At 37.6% G+C, this 20,999-nt stretch carries 25 protein-coding genes; 13 read left to right on the top strand and 12 right to left on the bottom strand.

The window, feature by feature from the left end; all coding sequences use genetic code 11:
- The first annotated feature begins 152 nt into the window (after positions 1-152).
- The 3 genes from ACT9TX_RS03885 to ACT9TX_RS03875 all read left to right on the top strand — a co-directional run bounded on the left by ACT9TX_RS03885 (position 153) and on the right by ACT9TX_RS03875 (position 2,731).
- A complete protein-coding gene (locus tag ACT9TX_RS03885) occupies positions 153-1,088 on the top strand; it encodes an ABC transporter ATP-binding protein (RefSeq protein WP_481336896.1) in 936 nt (311 codons plus the stop codon).
- Entirely contained in the window at positions 1,066-1,941 is an 876-nt protein-coding gene (locus tag ACT9TX_RS03880) for an ABC transporter permease (protein ID WP_481336895.1), read from the top strand. Before ACT9TX_RS03885 ends, ACT9TX_RS03880 begins: the two co-directional genes overlap by 23 nt.
- A gap of 94 nt (positions 1,942-2,035) precedes the next feature.
- Entirely contained in the window at positions 2,036-2,731 is a 696-nt protein-coding gene (locus ACT9TX_RS03875; RefSeq protein ID WP_481336894.1) for a LolA family protein, read from the top strand.
- On the opposite strand, the gene ACT9TX_RS03870 is transcribed toward ACT9TX_RS03875, so the two are convergent.
- The 3 genes from ACT9TX_RS03870 to ACT9TX_RS03860 all read right to left on the bottom strand — a co-directional run bounded on the left by ACT9TX_RS03870 (position 2,732) and on the right by ACT9TX_RS03860 (position 4,061).
- Positions 2,732-3,475: an SGNH/GDSL hydrolase family protein gene (locus ACT9TX_RS03870; protein WP_481336893.1), complete on the bottom strand. Its 744-nt coding sequence runs from the start codon at positions 3,473-3,475 to the stop codon at positions 2,732-2,734.
- A 63-nt stretch (positions 3,476-3,538) separates the two neighbouring features.
- The gene (locus ACT9TX_RS03865) at positions 3,539-3,787 is read right to left on the bottom strand and encodes a DUF2442 domain-containing protein (protein WP_481336892.1); all 249 of its coding nucleotides are present in this window, start codon (positions 3,785-3,787) and stop codon (positions 3,539-3,541) included.
- A gap of 4 nt (positions 3,788-3,791) precedes the next feature.
- Positions 3,792-4,061, bottom strand: a complete 270-nt coding sequence (locus ACT9TX_RS03860) for a DUF4160 domain-containing protein (protein WP_481336891.1) — start codon at positions 4,059-4,061, stop codon at positions 3,792-3,794.
- Between the two features lie 187 nt (positions 4,062-4,248).
- Here ACT9TX_RS03860 and ACT9TX_RS03855 point away from each other — a divergent pair, with 187 nt between their 5' ends.
- Positions 4,249-5,478, top strand: a complete 1,230-nt coding sequence (locus tag ACT9TX_RS03855) for an NADP-dependent isocitrate dehydrogenase (protein WP_481336890.1) — start codon at positions 4,249-4,251, stop codon at positions 5,476-5,478.
- A 302-nt stretch (positions 5,479-5,780) separates the two neighbouring features.
- Here ACT9TX_RS03855 and ACT9TX_RS03850 read toward each other — a convergent pair whose 3' ends face one another.
- Together ACT9TX_RS03850 and ACT9TX_RS03845 are read right to left on the bottom strand one after the other, a co-directional pair.
- On the bottom strand, positions 5,781-6,050 hold the full coding sequence (locus ACT9TX_RS03850; protein WP_481336889.1) for a hypothetical protein: 270 nt from the start codon (positions 6,048-6,050) through the stop codon (positions 5,781-5,783).
- Positions 6,051-6,179: 129 nt separating this feature from the next.
- Positions 6,180-6,392, bottom strand: coding sequence for a hypothetical protein (locus ACT9TX_RS03845; RefSeq protein ID WP_481336888.1), 213 nt, complete (start codon positions 6,390-6,392; stop codon positions 6,180-6,182).
- Positions 6,393-6,465: 73 nt separating this feature from the next.
- On the opposite strand from ACT9TX_RS03845, the gene ACT9TX_RS03840 reads away from it, so the two are divergent.
- Positions 6,466-6,768, top strand: a complete 303-nt coding sequence (locus tag ACT9TX_RS03840; RefSeq protein WP_481336887.1) for a type II toxin-antitoxin system Phd/YefM family antitoxin — start codon at positions 6,466-6,468, stop codon at positions 6,766-6,768.
- Positions 6,769-6,775: 7 nt separating this feature from the next.
- Complete coding sequence (locus ACT9TX_RS03835; RefSeq protein WP_481336886.1) at positions 6,776-6,964, top strand: Txe/YoeB family addiction module toxin; 189 nt, start codon at positions 6,776-6,778, stop codon at positions 6,962-6,964.
- A gap of 66 nt (positions 6,965-7,030) precedes the next feature.
- On the opposite strand, the gene pruA is transcribed toward ACT9TX_RS03835, so the two are convergent.
- Complete coding sequence (pruA, locus tag ACT9TX_RS03830) at positions 7,031-8,662, bottom strand: L-glutamate gamma-semialdehyde dehydrogenase (RefSeq protein ID WP_481336885.1); 1,632 nt, start codon at positions 8,660-8,662, stop codon at positions 7,031-7,033.
- A gap of 312 nt (positions 8,663-8,974) precedes the next feature.
- On the opposite strand from pruA, the gene ACT9TX_RS03825 reads away from it, so the two are divergent.
- Positions 8,975-10,138 (top strand): putative sugar nucleotidyl transferase, encoded by a 1,164-nt coding sequence (locus tag ACT9TX_RS03825; RefSeq protein ID WP_481336884.1) that lies wholly within the window; start codon positions 8,975-8,977, stop codon positions 10,136-10,138.
- Positions 10,139-10,251: 113 nt separating this feature from the next.
- A complete protein-coding gene (gene tpiA / locus ACT9TX_RS03820) occupies positions 10,252-11,007 on the top strand; it encodes a triose-phosphate isomerase (RefSeq protein WP_481336883.1) in 756 nt (251 codons plus the stop codon).
- A gap of 65 nt (positions 11,008-11,072) precedes the next feature.
- On the opposite strand, the gene ACT9TX_RS03815 is transcribed toward tpiA, so the two are convergent.
- Together ACT9TX_RS03815 and ACT9TX_RS03810 are read right to left on the bottom strand one after the other, a co-directional pair.
- The gene (locus tag ACT9TX_RS03815) at positions 11,073-11,414 is read right to left on the bottom strand and encodes a hypothetical protein (protein WP_481336882.1); all 342 of its coding nucleotides are present in this window, start codon (positions 11,412-11,414) and stop codon (positions 11,073-11,075) included.
- 34 nt (positions 11,415-11,448) lie between these two features.
- Positions 11,449-12,162 (bottom strand): VIT1/CCC1 transporter family protein, encoded by a 714-nt coding sequence (locus ACT9TX_RS03810; protein ID WP_481336881.1) that lies wholly within the window; start codon positions 12,160-12,162, stop codon positions 11,449-11,451.
- Positions 12,163-12,276: 114 nt separating this feature from the next.
- On the opposite strand from ACT9TX_RS03810, the gene ACT9TX_RS03805 reads away from it, so the two are divergent.
- On the top strand, positions 12,277-12,867 hold the full coding sequence (locus ACT9TX_RS03805; RefSeq protein WP_481336880.1) for a peptidylprolyl isomerase: 591 nt from the start codon (positions 12,277-12,279) through the stop codon (positions 12,865-12,867).
- On the opposite strand, the gene ACT9TX_RS03800 is transcribed toward ACT9TX_RS03805, so the two are convergent.
- The gene (locus ACT9TX_RS03800; RefSeq protein ID WP_481336879.1) at positions 12,868-13,236 is read right to left on the bottom strand and encodes a hypothetical protein; all 369 of its coding nucleotides are present in this window, start codon (positions 13,234-13,236) and stop codon (positions 12,868-12,870) included.
- 69 nt (positions 13,237-13,305) lie between these two features.
- A complete protein-coding gene (locus ACT9TX_RS03795; RefSeq protein WP_481336878.1) occupies positions 13,306-13,734 on the bottom strand; it encodes a small multi-drug export protein in 429 nt (142 codons plus the stop codon).
- A gap of 49 nt (positions 13,735-13,783) precedes the next feature.
- On the opposite strand from ACT9TX_RS03795, the gene ACT9TX_RS03790 reads away from it, so the two are divergent.
- Positions 13,784-14,164, top strand: a complete 381-nt coding sequence (locus tag ACT9TX_RS03790; RefSeq protein ID WP_481336877.1) for a hypothetical protein — start codon at positions 13,784-13,786, stop codon at positions 14,162-14,164.
- 241 nt (positions 14,165-14,405) lie between these two features.
- On the opposite strand, the gene ACT9TX_RS03785 is transcribed toward ACT9TX_RS03790, so the two are convergent.
- Positions 14,406-16,691, bottom strand: a complete 2,286-nt coding sequence (locus ACT9TX_RS03785) for an aconitate hydratase (RefSeq protein ID WP_481336876.1) — start codon at positions 16,689-16,691, stop codon at positions 14,406-14,408.
- Between the two features lie 147 nt (positions 16,692-16,838).
- Positions 16,839-19,607 carry a bifunctional aconitate hydratase 2/2-methylisocitrate dehydratase gene (locus tag ACT9TX_RS03780; protein WP_481336875.1) on the bottom strand — a complete coding sequence of 923 codons (2,769 nt, stop codon included), beginning with the start codon at positions 19,605-19,607 and terminating at the stop codon, positions 16,839-16,841.
- A 203-nt stretch (positions 19,608-19,810) separates the two neighbouring features.
- Here ACT9TX_RS03780 and ACT9TX_RS03775 point away from each other — a divergent pair, with 203 nt between their 5' ends.
- The 3 genes from ACT9TX_RS03775 to ACT9TX_RS03765 all read left to right on the top strand — a co-directional run.
- Positions 19,811-20,032, top strand: a complete 222-nt coding sequence (locus ACT9TX_RS03775; RefSeq protein WP_481336874.1) for a PspC domain-containing protein — start codon at positions 19,811-19,813, stop codon at positions 20,030-20,032.
- A gap of 264 nt (positions 20,033-20,296) precedes the next feature.
- Positions 20,297-20,758, top strand: coding sequence for an IS200/IS605 family transposase (gene tnpA / locus ACT9TX_RS03770; RefSeq protein ID WP_481336873.1), 462 nt, complete (start codon positions 20,297-20,299; stop codon positions 20,756-20,758).
- Positions 20,727-20,999, top strand: a 273-nt coding sequence (locus ACT9TX_RS03765) for a hypothetical protein (protein ID WP_481337008.1), incomplete at its 3' end; no start/stop codon positions are given. The genes tnpA and ACT9TX_RS03765, both read left to right, overlap by 32 nt.

Raw genomic sequence — 20,999 nt, 5'->3', positions numbered from 1 at the left:
TTTGCCATGATGACTAGAATTCAACAAATCATGTATTGATTTCAAAATGTTAATCTTTTAATATCATAGCACATCAATCAATCATAATTAATCAGCGGTTAATTATTAATCACCAATACACAACTACTTTTACAATTCATTGTTATAGCACTATGCAACCGGTTATAAAAGTTTCCCATCTATCTAAGCAATTCAAAGATTTCAAAGCCGTCAGCGACCTTTCTTTTACCGTCAATCAAGGTGATGTGTATGGTTTTTTAGGGCAAAATGGTGCTGGTAAAAGCACTACCATTCGTATGTTAATGACGTTGATAGAACCTACATCAGGTGATATTGAATTATTTGGCTTGCCATTAAAAACACATCGCAACGAGATATTGCGCCAAGTAGGCGCAGTCATTGAAAAGCCTGATGTTTATAAATATCTATCAGCTTACGAAAACATCAAGCTATTTGCAAAACTGAGTGGCGTGAAAGTAACAGATAAGCTCATTATGGATCAGCTAGAAATGGTAGGGCTAGCAACACGTGCCAAAGACACAGTTAAAACCTTCTCGCAAGGTATGAAACAAAGACTTGGCATTGGCATAGCTTTAATACACAACCCTCAATTAATAGTGCTTGACGAGCCTACCAATGGTCTTGACCCGCAAGGTATTGCTGATATTAGAAACCTGATTCTACACCTAAGTAGAGACATGAAAAAGACGGTTGTGGTATCATCACATTTACTAAATGAAATTGAACAAGTAGCAACTCGTGTTTTAATTATTGACAAAGGCAAAAAGCTAATAGAGGGTAATGCCAATGAATTGTTTGACCCTGCACAAACTATCGTTGAAATTACTACTACAGATAACGCATTGGCACTGCAACAATTAGCACAAAGCAATTGGCAACAACATGTACAAGCATCACGTAACAACAACATTTTTCTAAAGCTCAATAGGCAAGTCATTCCTCAATTACACAAAGATTTAGTGAACTTGAATATTGAAGTGATTTCGCTACAGCCGCGCCACAGTTTAGAAGACTATTTTTTACAAATTACTAGCACCAACCAACATGTACAAGCTTATACAAATTGAGTTATACAAAATCTTTCGTAGGCCACGCACATACATTGCATTTGCAGCAATTACTGCATTAATTACCATCATACAATTAGGGTTAAAAATGGATGGTAAAACCTATGCTGAGTTTATGATGCGTGACTTGTCATCGTCAATAACTATTGATGGTAACATCTTAAACGGCTACTTGGTTTGCTACATTATGTTGCAACTATTGCTGGTACACGTACCGCTATTAATCGCCTTAATTGCAGCCGATATGATTAGTGGCGAGGCTAACATGGGCACATTGCGCATCATGCTCACAAAGCCTATTAGTCGCACACAGTTTATGCTCGCAAAGTTTGCAGCAGCAGCAGTGTATACCATGATGTTACTAGTTTGGCTAGCCATTTTAGCCTTGTTTGGCAGCATGTTAATTTTTGGCACAGACGACCTGTTTTTAATGAAAAGTAGCTACGTAGTACTACTAAAAAATGGTGATATTTTCTGGCGTTATGTGGGCGCATTTGGCTTTGCAGCAGTAGCCATGCTTACTGTGGCAGCACTTGGTTTTTTATTGTCAGTTTTTGCCGAAAACTCAATAGGGCCAATTGTTGCAACCATGAGTGTGATTATATTTTTCACCATTTTAAGTACACTCAACATTCCTATTTTCAATGCCATCAAGCCATTTTTGTTCACCACACACATGAACGATTGGAAAGAGTTTTTTGACATGAAAGTCACTGATACCAACGAGTCTATTATTGGCTCGGTACTAAGGCCAGAGAAAATCATCAACTCAATTTTGGTACTGCTAATTCACATCGTAGGTTTTGTTACAGCAGCCATCCTCATTTTTAAAAAGAAAGACATTTTAAGTTAAATGTCATGCTGAGGCACGAAGCAACTAACCAAATATAGGCATCTTCTTCGTTCCTCAGAATGACAACTCTATTCAGCAATTAAACCATCAACACATGAAACAACTACTCACCTTTATCATATTTTTTGCATTACACACCACAGTAGGTGCACAAGATGTTACAGCACTAATAAATAAAGTAAAAGCCAAGCTTGATGCAGTAAACGATTATGAAGCAGATGGCAAAATGAAAACTGATGTAGCTTTTATAAAAGCACCGTTAGGTAGGGTAAAAGTGTATTTTAAAAAGCCTAACAAATTTCGTTTGAAAAAAGATGGCGGCATTTCTTTATTACCAAAAGGAGGTGTTTCAGTAAACATGAATTCACTTATTAGCGGTAAAGATTTTGTGGCTATTGCTGCTGGTGAATCTGTGTTAAACGGCATCAAAGTGAAAATAGTAAAATTGTTACCTAGCAGCGATAACAGCGATATTGTATTGACCACTTTATACATTGATGAAGTCAATTTACTCATTCGCAAAGCTGTAACTACTACCAAAGAAAATGGTACTTACGATATAGAAATGACTTACGGAAAGTTTGCTAACTACAGCCTACCAGATAAAGTAGTGTTTAGTTTCAACACCAAAGATTACAAGCTACCAAAAGGCATCACACTAGAATTTGATGACAATAAAAAGCCAGAAACCGAAGCAGAAAAACTGCGCAACAAAAAAGGCAGAGTAGAAATTACTTACTCTAATTACATCATCAACAAAGGCATTGATGATGCAGTATTTAAGATGTAGTTACTTCAACACAGCTGCCATTTGTGGTGCTAGCAAGTCTGCCCATAATTTGTATTGCTTACCACTTGGGTGCAAGCCATCTATCGCTATTAAGCTTTTATATGCGGCTGCCAATCTTGATGCAGGTGTAATATCAATATAATTTACACCTTGAATACTTTGTGTTACTTGCTTGTTTATGGCATTGTAAGCATCTATTTGCTGGCTAATGGTTGGATTATTGCCACCAAAAGGCGTTACGCCATAGTCAGGAATACTTAGCACAAATACATGATTGGGCTTATTGCCTGAAAGCTGAATAGCCGTTTGTAACAACTGTAAAAAACGGCCTGCATAGTCATTAATATTTCTGTTTTGATATTGGTCATTCACACCAATTAATAACGTCACCACATCAAATGGACCTTTGGGGTTAACACTTGTAATAGCAGTTGCAAGATTCGTGGTTGTCCATCCTGTAGTAGCAATATATTGCAGCGGTACAATATTGACATTTTGCTGTTTTAATATGGCTGCGGTTTGCGCAGGAAATCTATCTACACTATCAACCGATTGACCTATAGTATAAGAATCACCCAAAGCCAAGTACGATTTGTAAACAGATGTAGCAGGTATTGGTATAGGTGTAACAGGCGTTACAGTTGGTGTTTCCATCATAATTACTTTTTTAGTACAGCTACTTGTGCCAATTATCATTAACAATAATAACAGTTGTACAGCTTGATATGGTATCAGTTTTCGCATACCATTATATACGTTAATAATTGCACAATAGTTTGTATAAACAACAAAACGACAGCTAAGTAATTATGAAACTATAGACAAGCTTTTGCTATCTGTATATAATCTATCTGGATCTATATCCGTTTCTTCATCCCAAACAATAATGCCGTTTATAACACTTACTTGGCGGCATAATACTTCATCTTGTAAATGTTGGTATACTGGATAATGCAAATAAGGTTGCATATCAAACTCTCGCATTTCATCGTTTTGAAATGTCACAATTAATTTGAAAGGTGTTTCATAAATAACCGCTTTTGCTCGAGGATTCATAGCTCTATTTTAATGGGTCAATTCTAAAAATAGTATTACCAGTAACCGCCAGTTGCCAATCGGCAAGTAAATCTTCCTTGTGAATTTCAATCCAGGCTTGTACTAGTTTTTCTTTTGCTAAAGGCAAATTTCCAGTAAGTAAAATCCCCTCAGGAATTTGGTAAACACCTTCCATCTCACCATATTTAACATGAATGTGAGGCAGATTGTGCTGCTTTGTATCTAAATAATACATACTTACAATTAGGCCATAAAACATAGAAATAACTGGCATTGTACAATTTTAGCGTGAAAATAATTAAAATTACTAAAGGCATTATTCAAATACTCATTAACTAAGTATTTAATTGTTGCCAAGACAACTACACTATACGTTAATAATTGCACAATAGTTTGTGTTCTACGAAAATAGTATTCCATTACATTTGTAACCCTTATTAAAAATTTGTAAACGTAATAACATGCCACAAAAAATCAAGGTTGCCAATCCGGTAGTGGAATTAGATGGCGACGAAATGACCAGAATTATCTGGAAATTTATTAAAGACAAATTAATTCTTCCTTACCTAGAATTGGATATTAAATACTACGATCTAGGCATGGAATACCGTGACGAAACCAACGACCAAGTAACTATCGATGCTGCAAATGCTATTAAACAATATGGTGTTGGTATTAAATGTGCTACCATTACGCCAGACGAGCAACGTGTAGAAGAGTTTAAGCTAAAACAAATGTGGAAATCGCCAAACGGTACTATTCGTAACATCCTTGATGGTACTGTATTTCGTGAGCCAATTGTTTGTAGCAATGTACCACGCCTAGTACCAAATTGGACCGCCCCTATCTGTATCGGTCGTCACGCTTTTGGTGACCAATACCGTGCTACTGACTTTGTAACCAAAGGCAAAGGCAAACTAACTGTTAAATTTGAAGGTGAAGATGGTACTGTACAAGAGTACGAAGTATTCAACTTTAAAGGCAATGGTGTAGCATTAACCATGTACAATACCGACGAAAGTATCTATGGCTTTGCACGTGCTTGTTTCAACCAAGCATTGGCTAAAAAATGGCCTTTATACTTGTCTACAAAAAATACCATCCTTAAAAAATACGATGGTCGTTTTAAAGATATTTTTGAAGAAGTGTACCAAAACGAGTTTAAAGCCAAATACGCTGAAGCTGGTATTACTTACGAGCACCGCTTAATTGACGACATGGTGGCTAGTGCCCTTAAATGGAACGGCAACTTTGTATGGGCTTGTAAAAACTACGATGGTGACGTACAAAGCGATACCGTAGCTCAAGGTTTCGGTTCTTTAGGTTTAATGACTTCTACCCTTGTAACGCCAGATGGTACTGTAATGGAAGCAGAAGCAGCACATGGTACCGTTACACGTCACTACCGCGAACACCAAAAAGGCAAACCAACGTCTACCAATCCAATCGCATCAATTTTCGCTTGGACGAGAGGTTTAGAATTCCGTGGTAAATTAGATGGCAACCAAGAGTTAATCAACTTTTGCCATGCACTAGAAAAAGTGTGCGTAGAAGTGGTAGAAAGCGGTAAAATGACCAAAGATTTAGCAGTATGTATTTACGGCAACAAAGTAAATCATGGTGAGCATTACCTATACACAGAAGAATTCTTAGATGCTTTAGACACAGCTTTACAAGCAAAATTAGCTTAGTCTCATTTTGTCATGCTGACGAAGGAAGCATCTAACGCAAACTAAAACATTAGAAAGCCCTGCATCATTACGATGCGGGGCTTTTGTTTTATTAAGTTGCCGGCTTTTGTACTACTATGATGCTGCATATGCGTCGCACCTCGCATCGGTTACAATTCTATTGAGCTTTTATTGAAGCGTAGGTATTTCACACAAAGAAACAAAGAAGGCAAAGGGAGCAAAGATTAATTATTCAGACTTATTTATATCTTAGAACAATAAAAAAATAAGCCATTACAAAGTAGAATAAGTTTGATAGAACATTATTTCAAAAAAGTTCTTCCTATATCTTCCATCATAATAATATCCGTTTCCTTTCCAAAAGCTTCTCCATCAATAATATAGAACCCCAATTCAGCCATTCTAGAACCATATTTCCCTGCAATTTTTCTTGTTATTGCTTTTGGTAGTGAAATTTGTTTTTCCTCTGCGACTTTTAATGTACCGGCTTCAAAGCAACAATCTTCTTCGAATTGTTCAATTGTGACGTCTATCGTATCAATAAATTTAAATATCGCTTTTATCGTTTCCATAACTTAATATTTCATAGGGTTCTTAGTAAAGAACCATTGTTTAAATTATATAAATCTACACAAAAAACTAAGGAATGCTACTTATAAAATATTTTATAATAAATAGCCTTTACAATTCGCTTGCAAGAGCTATTTTTCTTTCATCTCATCTTTTACCCGCTTTATAATAGCGCCACCAAATACGCAAAGCCCTGCATTAAATAGAACCAACGCTAAAGTACCATACCAAAACCAAGCCTGCCCATTGGCTTTTTGGCTACCTGCATCTATTGCCATACTTAATCCTGCACCTACTAGTATTAACCCAAGTGGTGCTTGCCATAACCATGTTTTTATTTTCATCTCCCTAAAATACAAAAACACAAACAAGCAAAAGAAATTTTTCTAAATTTACCTTTACTAATAACTTTGATGTATGACAACAACTTACCACTTAAACGTAAATGAGCTATCAATAGAATTACTAAATTCTATAAAGCTGGCATTTAAAGATAAAACGATTGATATTGTTGTTTCGGAAGCGGTAGATGAAACCGAATACTTATTAGCCTCGCCAAATAACAAAACCTATTTAATGCAAGCCGCTAAAGATTTAGAAGAGGGCAAAGGCATTACTTTCTCGGTAAATGAGTTACAAGAAAAAAATATGGTAGATAATGAGAGCCGTAACATTGAGTCCACTTGCACTTACACAGCTAAACGAGTGGAAACAAACTGATACTAAAATGCTCTCAAAAATAGTAGCACTTATTACAGAAATTGCAGCAACACCATTTGTAGGTACTGGTAAACCAGAACCATTAAAACACGACTTGAAAGGCAAATGGAATCGCAGAATTAATCAAGAGCATCGATTAGTGTATCAAATAAAAGATACAAGCATTGAAATACTTTCTTGCAGATATCATTATTAAAAAAGGTGGTTAAGCATTGATTTGCTTAACCACCTTTTCTTATCTATCTAATTCAATAACACACATTTATGCTTCCATCACAAATGGATATCTGTAATCGGTTGGTGGTACAAATACTTCTTTAATGGTTCTTGCACTTAACCAACGGTATAAGTTAAGTTGGCTACCAGCTTTATCATTAGTACCACTACCCCTTGCACCGCCAAATGGCTGCTGACCAACTACTGCACCTGTACATTTATCATTTACATAAAAATTACCAGCCGCATTGCGCAAAGTATTGGTGGCAACTTCTATCGCATAACGGTCTTGCGCAATAATAGCACCAGTTAACGCATAGGCAGATGTGCTATCAACCACCGCTAGGGTTTCTTCGTATTTGTCAGCATCGTATACATAAATGGTTAATACTGGCCCAAATATTTCCTCGCACATGGTTAAGTATTTAGGGTCTTTGGTTTCAATTACGGTAGGTTCTACAAAATACCCAACAGATTTATCGTAATTACCACCAGCAATAATTTTCACCTTTTTATCCTTCTTAGCTTCGTCTATGTATTTGGTAATTTTCTTAAAGCTACGCTCATCAATTACAGCTGTAATAAAATTGCTAAAATCTTCTACGCTACCCATTTTCATACTAGCTAAAGCAGCTACTAATTTCTCTTTAATGGCATAGGCCAAATTGCTAGGTATATAAGCCCTAGAACAAGCGCTACATTTTTGCCCTTGAAACTCAAAAGCCCCACGAGCCAAAGCCGTAACAGCCACATCTACATCGGCACTTTTATGCACCATAATAAAATCTTTACCGCCAGTTTCACCTACAATGCGTGGGTAGGTTTTAAACTTTGCAATATTGGTTCCTATAGATTGCCAAATGGTATTAAACACAGCGGTGCTACCTGTAAAGTGTACACCAGCCAAATCAGGGTGCGAGAAACAAACTTTACCAAGTGTTGGGCCATCTACATAAATCATGTTGATAACACCATCAGGCAAGCCAGCTTCTTTCATCACTTTCATAAACATCTGTGCTGAATAGACTTGCGTATCGGCAGGTTTCCATACCACTGTATTGCCACACATGGCAGCACTAGCAGGTAGGTTGGCACCAATAGCCGTAAAGTTGAATGGCGTAATAGCTAGCACAAAACCTTCTAAAGGTCGCCACTCTAGGCGGTTATGCATACCTGGTGAAGACACAGGTTGTTGCTTATAAATCTCGCTTAAGTAGTGTACATTAAAACGTAAAAAGTCAATCAATTCGCAAGCCGCATCTATCTCTGCTTGGTAGGCATTTTTACTTTGCCCAAGCATGGTAGCAGCATTAATATGATAGCGATATTTTGTAGCCAATAAATCGGCCGCTTTTAAGAAGATATGCGCTCTTGCTTCCCAACTCATATTGGCCCAAGCTTCTTTAGCAGCAAGTGCTGCAGCTATGGCTTGTGTAACGTGTTTTTCTTCGCCCATATTAAAATAACCAAGCGTAAAAGCTTTTTCATGCGGTGGATGCATGGCTACTTTGTTGGCAGTTTTTACCGCCTTATTACCAATGTACATTGGCACATCAATTTGCTTTTTCTTCAACTCTTTTAAAGTGGCTTTCAAGGCTGCTTTTTCAGGGCTACCAGCGCCATATTGTAATACAGGTTCGTTAGGTGGTAATGGGTATGCAAATGTTCCAAAGTTCATAACATGTAAATTTTAGAAACTGCAAGTTAGGGAAAGGATAGGAACACGGATGACACTGATTGATAGGATAAGAACAGATTTTACATTATTGGTAAACATCTACAGTATTTGTCCAATTTGCTTACTAATATTTTTATTTCCTAAAACATTGAAACAATAATGACAACAATATAAACCAAAGAGCAATAGAGGTAAGTATTTTCTCATTCTTCCTTCCTTCTTTGCGCTGTGGTTTAATTAATGAAAATTGATTTTAAAAACTCCCTTTAGGGCTGGGGCTTCTTGCCGTAAGTTTGTAGCCAATTCTTTACTATGGCTATCGTTTTGTTTGATAACGCACAACGCAACTATTTACAACCACTTACAGCCACCAAAGCCATTGCAGCATTGCGTTTTGGCATAGTAACCATTGCAGAAAGATGGGCTTTGCGAACCAAGCAACAAGTGTTCATTCATACCGACCAATATTTACAGCCTCTTTATTCTTCAATTGAAGAAGGCGACCATATTTGGGTAGATGCATCCATCATGTTGACAGACCATTTGCTTGACAGAATTTTATCGTTACAAATGGGTGAAGCTTTAGCTAATAATTGTGGTTTAATTGCTGGCAGAAGTACCGAACCATCACATACATTCAACCCAAAAGAGAGCCTGCAATGGTTTCAGAATATTTATGACGTGCTAGATGTTGAATGCATCAAATATCCGCAGCAATTATTTCACTGGAACGACAAAATGATTCGTGAAGATTTTGCCCATTTAACAAAGAACAAAACATCGCAGCCAATTAACCATACCAATCAAGTAATTAATGCACAAGACATTTTCCTTGAAGATAATATAACACTCGATTTCTGTACGCTCAATGCTTCTACTGGCCCTATTTATATTGCTAAAGACGCAGTAATAATGGAAGGTTCTATGTTACGTGGGCCTTTGGTAATTGGCAACAATAGTTTGGTAAAAATGGGTAGCAAATTTTACGGTGCTACCATTATTGGCCCTAATTGCGTGGTTGGTGGCGAAATTAAAAACGTGGTATTTCAAGGGCATAGCAACAAAGCACACGATGGCTATTTAGGCGATAGTGTAATTGGCGAATGGTGCAATTTTGGCGCAGGCAGCAGCAATAGCAATGTAAAAAATACTGGTGGCGACGTAAAAATTTGGAACGCTGGCGCTAATACTTTTGTATCGGGTGGGCAAAAATGTGGCGTATTAATGGGTGATTATAGTCGTGTTGCCATCAATTCATCTATCAATACAGGATCGTTTATTGGTGTGTGTTGCAATGTATTTGGCGCAGGATTATTACCAACCAAAATACCAAATTTCACTTGGGGTACTTTAGCAGAATACGATTTAGAAAAAGCCTATATAGACATTAATAATTGGAAACAAATGAAGCATCAAAGCCTAACCGATGCTGAAATTGGCATACTGAAACATATCTTTGAAGCCTCAAAGCATTAACCACATAGACATCTAGTCACATAGAATAACTACATAAAAACTATGAGCCTTCTGTGACTATGTGTTAAAACATAAAACTACAAACACCAAACTTTAAACTTCAAAACTTACCCATGCGTAAACAAATTGCAGCAGCCAACTGGAAAATGAATGGCACTTTAGAACAAGCAAACACTTTACTAGATGCTTTTGCATCGGCAACATTAAACGTAAACGAAAACAGACTAGCCATATTCGCAGTACCTGCACCTTACTTAATGATGGCTAAGAAAAAATTGGCTGGCAATCCTTTCTTACAAGTAGCTGCACAAAACATTTACAGCAAAAAAAGCGGTGCTTACACTGGCGAAATTTCAGTAGAAATGTTACAGTCAATCGGCATCAACTACGTGGTTCTTGGCCACTCAGAAAGACGTGAATACTTCGGTGAATCAAACGCTTTTTTAGCTGATAAAACGAACATCGCTTTAGAATACAACATCATACCTATTTTCTGTTGTGGCGAGCCTTTAGATATTCGTGAGGCCGATACACAAAACGCTTATGTGGCTACGCAATTAACCGAAAGTTTGTTCCATTTATCAGCAGAGGCGATACAAAAAGTAGTGATTGCTTACGAACCAATTTGGGCTATTGGTACTGGCAAAACCGCTAGCAGCGCACAAGCACAAGAAATGCACGCCTTTATCCGCTCACATTTTGCTGCCAAATACGGTGCAGATGTAGCCAACAATATTTCAATTTTATACGGTGGTAGCGTAAAAGCTAACAATGCCGTTGAGTTATTTTCTCAGCCCGATGTTGATGGCGGCCTAGTTGGTGGCGCATCGCTCATTGTAGATGAATTTGTGCAGATTATTAATGCGTAAGATGATTTCTGAATATCGAAACCCTCCAAGAAACAATTTCTTGGAGGGTTTTTTATTTAATACCCTTATTTCAAAATCATCCAGAATGTAAGCATCATTATAATAAATGTCATAATCGTTACAGCCCAAGTTAAGTTCACTATATGTTTGGACATTTTATCATTAGCGATTGACATTCTTGCCATCATCGATACCATTCTTTTTTGTGCACCTGCGATATTTTCTAGAGCGGTTCTATTTGGATTATGTGTTTCTTCATGAACATCACATACCAACTGTTCTAATGGTTTATGCAAATCTCTATTTGTTTCTCTTTCTGCTTTTTCTCTTATTGTAAGATTTTCAAGAACAGATTCATCGAATTCAATTCTTTCCCATTTTTTTGATTTCCCATTAAATAATCCCATATCACTCGTTTATAAGTCTGTTTAAAATGCATCTTTACTTCCCATCAATCGCTTTAGCAATACCAAATGCAGCAGCCGCAGCAGCAGCGCCTATCATCATTACTTTAAGCCCGCCTAGCAAAGGATTTACACCTGTCATTTTACTTTTAAAATAGCCAAACACAAACAAACACACCAACGTAACTAATACAGATACTTTTAAAGCATCTACCGAATTATCAATAAAGAAGTAAGGACTTAACGGTATTAAACCACCCAACACATACGACAAGCCAATATTGAAAGCACTCTTGGTAGCACGTTTAGGGTCTGGTTTATCCAACCCAAGCTCGTGTTTCATCATAAACTCTACCCAGCGATCTTTGTCTTTACAAATTTCTTCTACCGCTTTATCCTGCAATTCTTTACTAAAACCCCAATCTCTAAAAAAGATACGTACCTCTTCTTTTTCAACTTCTGTTTTGGTTTCTATTTCGTCGTATTCAACTTTTAGCTCGCTATTGTAATGGTCTTGCTCTGTTTTGCCTGCTAAATAACCACCTAAACCCATAGCAATAGAACCTGCTGCAATTTCTGAAATACCTGCCACCACTATTAAGCTGGTATTACTTACTGCACCACTTAACCCTGCTGCCAAGGCAAATGGCACCGTTAAACCATCGCTCATACCTATTACAATATCAGTCAATAGTTCTGAGCTTTTTAAATGCTTTTCTTGGTGATTGTGGTGTAAATAGATGTTCTGCATGCTAGGTAATTGTAACAGTTAATGGTTATGTAAATATATACAACTCAAGTTTTCTGCTACATGTTTTTCGTCAGCTTTTGTAGCAACTAGTTTAAATACTATTTTGCACACAGTATGAAACAAATAGCCATTCTTATCATTTTAATTTGTTGCGGTTTTGCTTGCAAAAGCAAAAAGGTATATGACAATCCGCATGTAGTAATAGAAACTTCTTATGGCGATATAGAACTAGAATTATTTGACAAAAATGCCCCTAAAACAGCAAGTGCTTTTTTGGCTTATGTAGATAGTGGTTTTTATGACAACAGTAATTTTTATCGTGTACTGAATATCACCAACCAACCATCTGATGCACCTAAAACAGAATTGATACAAGGTGGCCTTTGGAAAACTAATAATGATAAGGCAAGAAGCTTAAAAGGTACACCACACGAAACCACATTGCAAACTGGCATTTTGCACAAAACAGGTGTAATCTCGATGGCTAGAAACGAGCCCGGTAGTGCGACTACTGAGTTTTTCATTTGTATGGATGACGAGCCTGGCCTTGACTATGGCGGTGAAAATATGGCCGATAAACTAGGCTTTGCTGCCTTTGGTAGAGTGGTAAAAGGAATGGATGTTGCAAAAACAATTTACAAACAATCGGATGTAAACCAACAATTTAAAACACCCATACCAATTTTTAAAATAGTACGCTTATAACTAAGGTTTCACTACAATTTCAGCTTCTTTGGCAATAATTATTTGTGGCTTGCCTTTGTATTCTTTTACCACACCTGTTACACACACTTCTTTGTCGGCGTAAAATTCTTCAGGCTTGTTGGTAAAATTCTTTCTATTATCTGGCTCTATTACAATGGTTAAAGGCGATTGTGGATAAGCAGCCCCCATATTTAACAAGGTGATTTTGTTCTCACCACGGTCAAAATATCTACCGCCAAATATTTTACCACAAACCGTTACACTATCGCCTATGTGCTTTGCCGCTTCATCGGGGGTAATTTTTGTTTGGGCAGATAATGAGATACTTGAAGCGATTACTATAAAAGCTGCTACAATAAATTGACGCATGAGGTTATTGATTTGGGGGTAATTTGAAAATGGCAATTTCTGCTTAACAGGCCACTTTAAAAAATTTATTTAAAACAACTGAATACCAAAATGTCCAATGGTTGTAAATACTGCACAACGGGTTAAAACACCAATACAACACCACATGGCTAATTTATGCATGGGAACATTAAACCCAACACCAACGGCAATGCTTACTGGTGCGCCCACTGTAACAGTGCCCAAAAACCCCAAACCAATAACGCCATATTTTTCCATAAGCTTGTGAGCGAGGTTTGGCTTTTTCTCTTTTACTACCAGCTTAGGTTTACGATATTTGCCAATAAATGCTTCAATTTTTTCACCCAAAAATGCGGCAACAAACACCCCAACAATACCACCCGTTAAGCTAGCAAAAAAGATTACCCAAGGCGATAAACCCATTAAAAAACCCGTAGGTATAGCTGCGTAAATCTCAAATGTTGCTAGCGCTGCAACGGTTAGTATTTTGTAAAACATGGCGTGAAGCTAATGGGTTTGTGTGACAAGGAATGTTATAAAAGAGAAAATGCAGTTATCACAAAATCACACACAAATAAAATCCAATATCATTCATCCAATTTTCTCAAAAAACTACATTTTCCCATTTTCAGCTACCCATTGTACCTATACAACAGCTTGCCGCAGTTTGCACGAAGCAATTGTACCTGTACAACAAGCTGCCGCAGTTTGCAGCAAACAATTGTACCTATACAAAAGGCTGCCGCAAGTTGCAGGAAGCTGTTGTACCTATTCGACGGCTCGCCGCAGTTTGCGGCAAGCAATTGTACCTGTACAACAGGTTGCCGACTATTTTCTACTCGTTGTACTGATACAATGGCGTGAAGTTTTTATTGCTACAGATGCTTTTTTCTTAAAAATAAACATTATCTCATTTACTATAGCCTAGCAAAGTGATTTGACGGCTTACCGTAAGGTCAGGATAAAGTAAGAAAGAAAACAAAGCCTTTGTGCCCTTTGCCTTTTGGTTGCTTTGTGTGAACCTATATGCTACGATAAAAGCTGCGCAGCGATAAGAACGCAAAAGTGTGCGACGCAACAGACGCTAAATAGTAATACGACTGCTGGTGACATAAAAAATCCCGCCACTTAAAGGACGGGATTAGATCTTCTGTTTACAAATCACCAGCTTAATTACCAGCAACTTGCCTACGAATGATGTTTAACGCTGCGCCAGCTTTAAACCATTCAATTTGTTGATTATTGTAAGTGTGGTTCGCTAAAATTTCATCTTTGCTACCATCTGCATGTGTAAACACAAGGGTTAATGGCTTGCCTGGTGTAAATTCAGTTAAGCCAATAATATCTATAGTATCGTCTTCTTGAATTTTATCGTAATCGGCTTTATTGGCAAAAGTTAAAGCCAGCATACCTTGTTTCTTCAAGTTGGTTTCGTGAATACGGGCAAAGGATTTAGTTAACACTGCACGAACACCTAAGAAACGTGGTTCCATAGCGGCGTGTTCACGTGAACTGCCTTCACCATAGTTTTCATCACCTACCACAATACTACCAATACCAGCGGCTTTATAAGCACGTTGTGTAGCAGGTACAGGGCCATATTCGCCTGTTAGTTGATTTTTTACATTGTCAGTTTTCTCGTTAAAATAATTCACTGCACCAATGAGCATATTGTTACTAATATTATCTAAATGACCACGGAATTTTAACCAAGGACCAGCCATAGAAATATGGTCTGTGGTACATTTACCTTTCGCTTTAATTAATAATTTCAAGCTTTTTAAATCTGTTCCTTCCCACTCAGCAAATGGCGCTAATAATTGTAAGCGTTTGCTTGCAGGGTCTACCGCAACTGCTACACTGCTACCATCTTCAGCAGGTGCTTGGTAACCTGCATCTTCAACAGCAAAACCTCTTGGCGGTAATTCCATGCCTGTTGGTTCATCTAGTTTAACGAGTTCACCTTTTTCATTGGTTAAAAAATCGGTGATAGGGTTAAATGTTAAATCACCTGCAATAGCCAAAGCCGTTACTAATTCAGGACTTCCTACAAATGCCAAAGTATTTGGGTTACCATCTGCACGCTTAGCAAAGTTTCGATTGAAGCTATGAACAATGGTATTGCGCTCTTGTTTTTCAGCACCAACTCTCGCCCACATACCTATACAAGGCCCACAAGCATTTGCAAAAACGGTAGCACCCATTTTATCAAAGATTTCTAAAAATCCGTCACGCTCAATGGTATAACGCACTTGTTCGCTACCAGGTGTAATGGTGTATTCAGCTTTTGCTTTTAAGCCTTTTTCATTTACTTGTTTTGCCAAAGAAACAGCACGAGAAATATCTTCATAACTACTATTGGTACAGCTACCAATTAAACCCACTTCAATTTTTGTAGGCCAATTGTTTGCAGCAGCAGCTTCTTTCATTTTAGAAATTGGCGTCGCTAAATCTGGCGTAAATGGCCCATTTAAATGCGGTTCTAATTCACTTAAATTAATCTCAATCACCTCATCAAAATATTGAGAAGGGTTAGCATAACACTCTGCATCACCATTCAAATATTCTTTAATCGTATCAGCCATTGCAGCAATTTCTGCACGGCCAGTGGCGGCTAAATACCTGCTCATGCTTTCATCATAGCCAAAGGTTGAAGTAGTAGCACCAATTTCAGCACCCATGTTACAGATAGTACCTTTACCAGTACAACTCATGCTTGTAGCACCTTCACCAAAATATTCAACAATAGCACCAGTACCACCTTTTACAGTTAAAATACCAGCTACTTTTAAAATCACATCTTTAGGGGCTGCCCAGCCACTTAGTTTACCAGTGAGTTTTACACCAATTAGCTTAGGCCATTTTAGTTCCCACGGTAAGCCTGCCATTACATCGCAAGCATCTGCACCACCAACACCAATGGCAATCATACCAAGCCCCCCAGCGTTTACGGTATGGCTATCTGTACCAATCATCATACCACCAGGAAAAGCATAATTTTCAAGTACCACTTGGTGAATAATTCCTGCACCGGGTTTCCAAAAACCTAAACCATATTTGTTTGAAACAGAAGCTAAAAAATCATACACTTCTTTACTTTCAGTATTCGCTACTGCAAGATCGTGTTTGGCTTCATCTTTTGCCATAATTAAATGGTCGCAATGCACTGTACTTGGTACTGCCACTTTAGGCCGACCTGCTTGCATAAATTGCAACAAAGCCATTTGCGCCGTAGCGTCTTGCATGGCTACTCTATCGGGTGAAAAGTCTACATAGCTTTTACCACGACCAAAGTTTTCTAACTTCATATCGCTGTGTAAGTGTGCAAACAGAATTTTTCCTGATAAGGTTAACGGACGACCTAATGCTGTACGTGCTGCATCAACTTTTGCAGGCATTTCTGCGTACACTTTCTTAATCATGTCAATGTCGAAAGCGGTATTTTTTGTTTCCATATCGTAAAGTTTGAGCTTTTATTAAAGAAGCTAAAGTTAGCGATTGTATTCGATTAAGATAGATTTAGAATATTCGAAAACCGATAAAAAAATAGCCCCATTCTGTTTTAAGAGAATGGGGCTATAAAGTGATTTATGTGCTAATATTTATTTCACTAATTGAATACTTGATGGCGCAAATTTGGTTAAATTAATTCCATCAACTGCCTTCACGTATTCTTCAATAGTTGGTGTTCTACCAAGAATAGTAGACAATACCACTACAGGTGTAGAAGATAGTAACGATTCACCTTTTTTACCTTCAGCATCTTCAACCACACGGCCTTGGAACAAACGTGTAGATGTTGCCATAACGGTATCACCTTTAGCGGCTTTCTCTTGGTTACCCATACATAGGTTACAACCAGGACGCTCTAAGTACAACATTTTTTCGTAGCTAGTACGTGCTGCTGCTTTTGGTGCATTATCATCAAACTCAAAACCTGAGTATTTTCTCAATACTTCCCAATCACCTTCAGCTTTTAACTCATCAACAATATTGTAAGTTGGTGGTGCAACAACCAAAGGAGCTTTAAATTCAACTTTACCATTTTGCGCTTCAATGTTTTTAAGCATTTGAGCCAAAATTTTCATGTCGCCTTTGTGTACCATGCAAGAACCAACAAAACCAAGGTCTACTTTTTTATCACCACCATAGTAAGATAATGGTCTGATTGTATCGTGGGTATATCTTTTAGAAACATCTGCATTGTTTACATCAGGGTCAGCAATCATTGGCTCAGCAATAATGTCTAAATCAACAACCACCTCTGCGTAATATTTGGCATTTGCATCAGGTTTCAAAGCTGGTTTTTCGCCAGATTGAATTTCTGCAATTCTTTTATTCGCTTTATCGATCAATCCTTGCAACACTTGGGTTTTGTTATCCATGCCTTTGTCTATCATGATTTGGATTCTGCTTTTCGCAATTTCCAATGACTCAATCAAAGTTGCATCTTCAGAAATACAGATAGAAGCTTTTGCTTTCATTTCAGCAGTCCAGTCGGTAAACGTGAATGCTTGGTCTGCAGTTAAAGTACCAATGTGCACTTCAATCACTCTACCTTGAAACACATTTTCGCCACCAAACTGTTGTAGCATTTGAGCCTGTGTAGCATGCACCACATCACGAAAATCCATGTATTCTTTCATGCTACCTTTAAAAGTAACTTTTACAGAATCAGGTATTGGCATTGAAGCTTCACCTGTAGCAAGCGCTAATGCAACTGTACCTGAGTCAGCACCAAAAGCAACACCTTTAGACATACGTGTGTGTGAGTCACCACCAATAATGATGGCCCAATCATCTACTGTAATATCATTCAATACTTTATGAATAACGTCGGTCATTGGGTGGTAAACACCTTTAGGGTCACGACCTGTAATTAAGCCAAACTCATTCATGAATTTCATCAACTTAGGAATATTGGCTTGCGCCTTTTTATCCCAAACTGAAGCAGTATGACAACCAGACTGATAAGCACCATCTACTGTGGTAGAAATGGTAGTAGCAGCCATTGATTCCAATTCTTGAGCCGTCATTAAACCAGTGGTATCTTGAGAACCAACAATATTTACCAATACACGAACGTCAGAACCAGCATACAACACTTTACCAGGTGCTACACCTACAGCATTATTGTTAAATATTTTCTCAACAGCAGTAAGACCTTGCCCTTCAATTGTCACTTCTTTTGAAGGTGCAAATACAGGTGCAATAGCAATACCTAATACTTGCGAAGCGAAGGTTTGAATTTTCTTACCAAATACGATGGCATAAGAACCACCGGCTTTGATAAATTCCATTTTTTGAGGTGTGAATGATCTAGAAATATCAATCAACTCTTTATCGCCGTTATATAATTTTTTTGTTTTTGTATTAATGGTTAATACGGTACCTGTAGCTACTGAATACACATGTTCAAGTATCGGTTCGTTATTTTCATCACGTACCACTTTACCATCAGCATCTACTTTTTTAACCCAGTTTTTAAGGTCAATACCAATACCACCAGTTACATCAACCGTGGTCAAGAAAATTGGTGAAATACCATTTGTACCACCTACAATTGGTGCAAAGTTTACAAAAGGTACATAAGGGCTCGCTTGTTTACCTGTCCAAAGTGCCACGTTGTTTACGCCAGACATTCTTGAAGAACCAACACCCATGGTACCTTTTTCAGCAATTAACATCACAGATGCATCTGGATGTTGGGCTTTCAAAGCTTCAATTTCAGCTTGTGCAGCAGGTGAAATCATGCATTTACCATGTAATTCACGGTCAGAACGTGAGTGTGCTTGGTTACCTGGTGATAATAAATCGGTAGAAATATCACCTTCACCAGCTATAAATGTTACTACTTTAATTTCTTCAGGTACATCTGGCAGCTTTGTGAAAAACTCAGCTTTAGCATAACTTTCAAGAATGCCTTTTGCAGTAGCATTACCACTTTCAAAAGCATCTTTCAAGCGTTTCAAATCTGCATCGTACAAGTACACTTGTGTTTTTAATACATCACCAGCTTGTTTTGCAATTGCAGCATCATTATCAAGGGCTAAGTCTAGCAATACTTCAATTGAAGGACCACCTTTCATGTGCGACAATAATTCGAAAGCGAAATCAGGAGTAATTTCTTTAACCACTGACTGACCAAGAATAATTTCTTTTAAAAACTTAGCTTTTACACCAGCAGCAGGGGTAGTTCCTGGCAACGTGTTGTAGATGAAAAACTGAAGCGAATCAGCACGGTATTCGTTGCCCAAATCTTTAATTTGTTCAATAATATCACTAATCAGTTCTGCACTATCAATTGGCTTAGGATGAAGCCCTTGCGATTTTCTTTCTTCAATCTCGTTGATGTAATCCTTATAATTCATAATGAAACTTTTTTCAAGCTAATTGGCAGCAGTTGTAAAAATTGATGTTGGACGCAACGTTATATACAAATGACTGTCTTAAATTTGGTGGCGAATTTAAGGTAAAACAAAACCCCACTAAAATGTGTTTTAGGTTTATAAAGTAAATTTTATAAATTGCACATGATTGAATACCCCTATCAATCAGAAAAAACGTACTACTTATGGATAAGATTAGAGCTTTTTTTGAGGTTCATGCCTTTGGGGTTTGCTCAGCTTTGGGCGAAAAACTAGGTATTGCTACCACACGTATACGAATGTGGTTTATCTATATTTCTTTCCTTACCGTTGGTTCACCCATTATTGTGTACATGATTTTAGCTTTTTGGCTAAACATGAAACGCTACATTACCGCCGCACGAAGAAATCCTTTGAGGGATTTGTAAATTAGTCAATTGGCAATGGTGAATAGTCAATAATAATTATTCAGATTGGTTATTTAATCCGTTCCGCTACAAACATTTAGTCACTATATATCTTCTCCTTTTTCGTTCCGTTGGGAACATCTCGTTGGTAGAAAACGTTTCGTTGGTAAAAAAAATTCAATTCGTTCCATTCGGAACGTCTCGTTGGTAGAAAAAATCATGATTTTAATGTCGTTCCGCTAGGAACGTTTCGTGCTTTTATTTAATTTGCCATTAAAATTCATAATGCCAAATACGTACACCCAAATTCACGTACAATTTGTGTTTGCTGTAAAATACAGACAAGCATTAATTAGTAATGAATGGAAAGAAAAACTACACAAATACATTACTGGTATTATTCAAGCCAATAACCACAAAATGCTACAAATTAACAGTGTAGCCGACCATATTCATATTTTCATAGGTATGCGACCAAACCAATCTATTGCCGCATTGGTACAAAATGTAAAAACAGAAAGCAGTAAATGGATAAAAGCGGAAAAACTCTGTAGCGCCAATTTCGCATGGCAAGAAGGTTATGGGGCATTTTCATATGCTAAAAGCCAGGTAGATGTTGTGGTTCGGTATATTCAAAATCAGGAAATACACCATAGAAAAGAAACATTTTTAGATGAATACAGAAAGTTTTTGGTGGCATTTGAAATTGATTGGGATGAGCAATTTATATTCAAACCATTGGAATAGCACGAAACGTTCCTACGGAACGAAATCATTTTCTGACACAATTATTTCTACCAACGAATTGTTTTCTACTACCAACGAGATGTTCCTAGCGGAACAAGAAACCAAGCATTTTACGCAGCCTTTGATGATGAAGAAATCTGCTTTTATCCACCCATCCGTGTTCCACCAACGAGATGTTCCTAGCGGAACAAGAAACCAAGCATTTTACGCAGCCTTTGATGATGAAGAAATCTGCTTTTAT

The organism is Parasediminibacterium sp. HNIBRBA5674 (genome assembly GCF_056745525.1).
The sequence above is the reverse complement of the archived record's forward strand: the minus strand, read 5'-3'. Positions and strand labels throughout refer to the sequence as shown.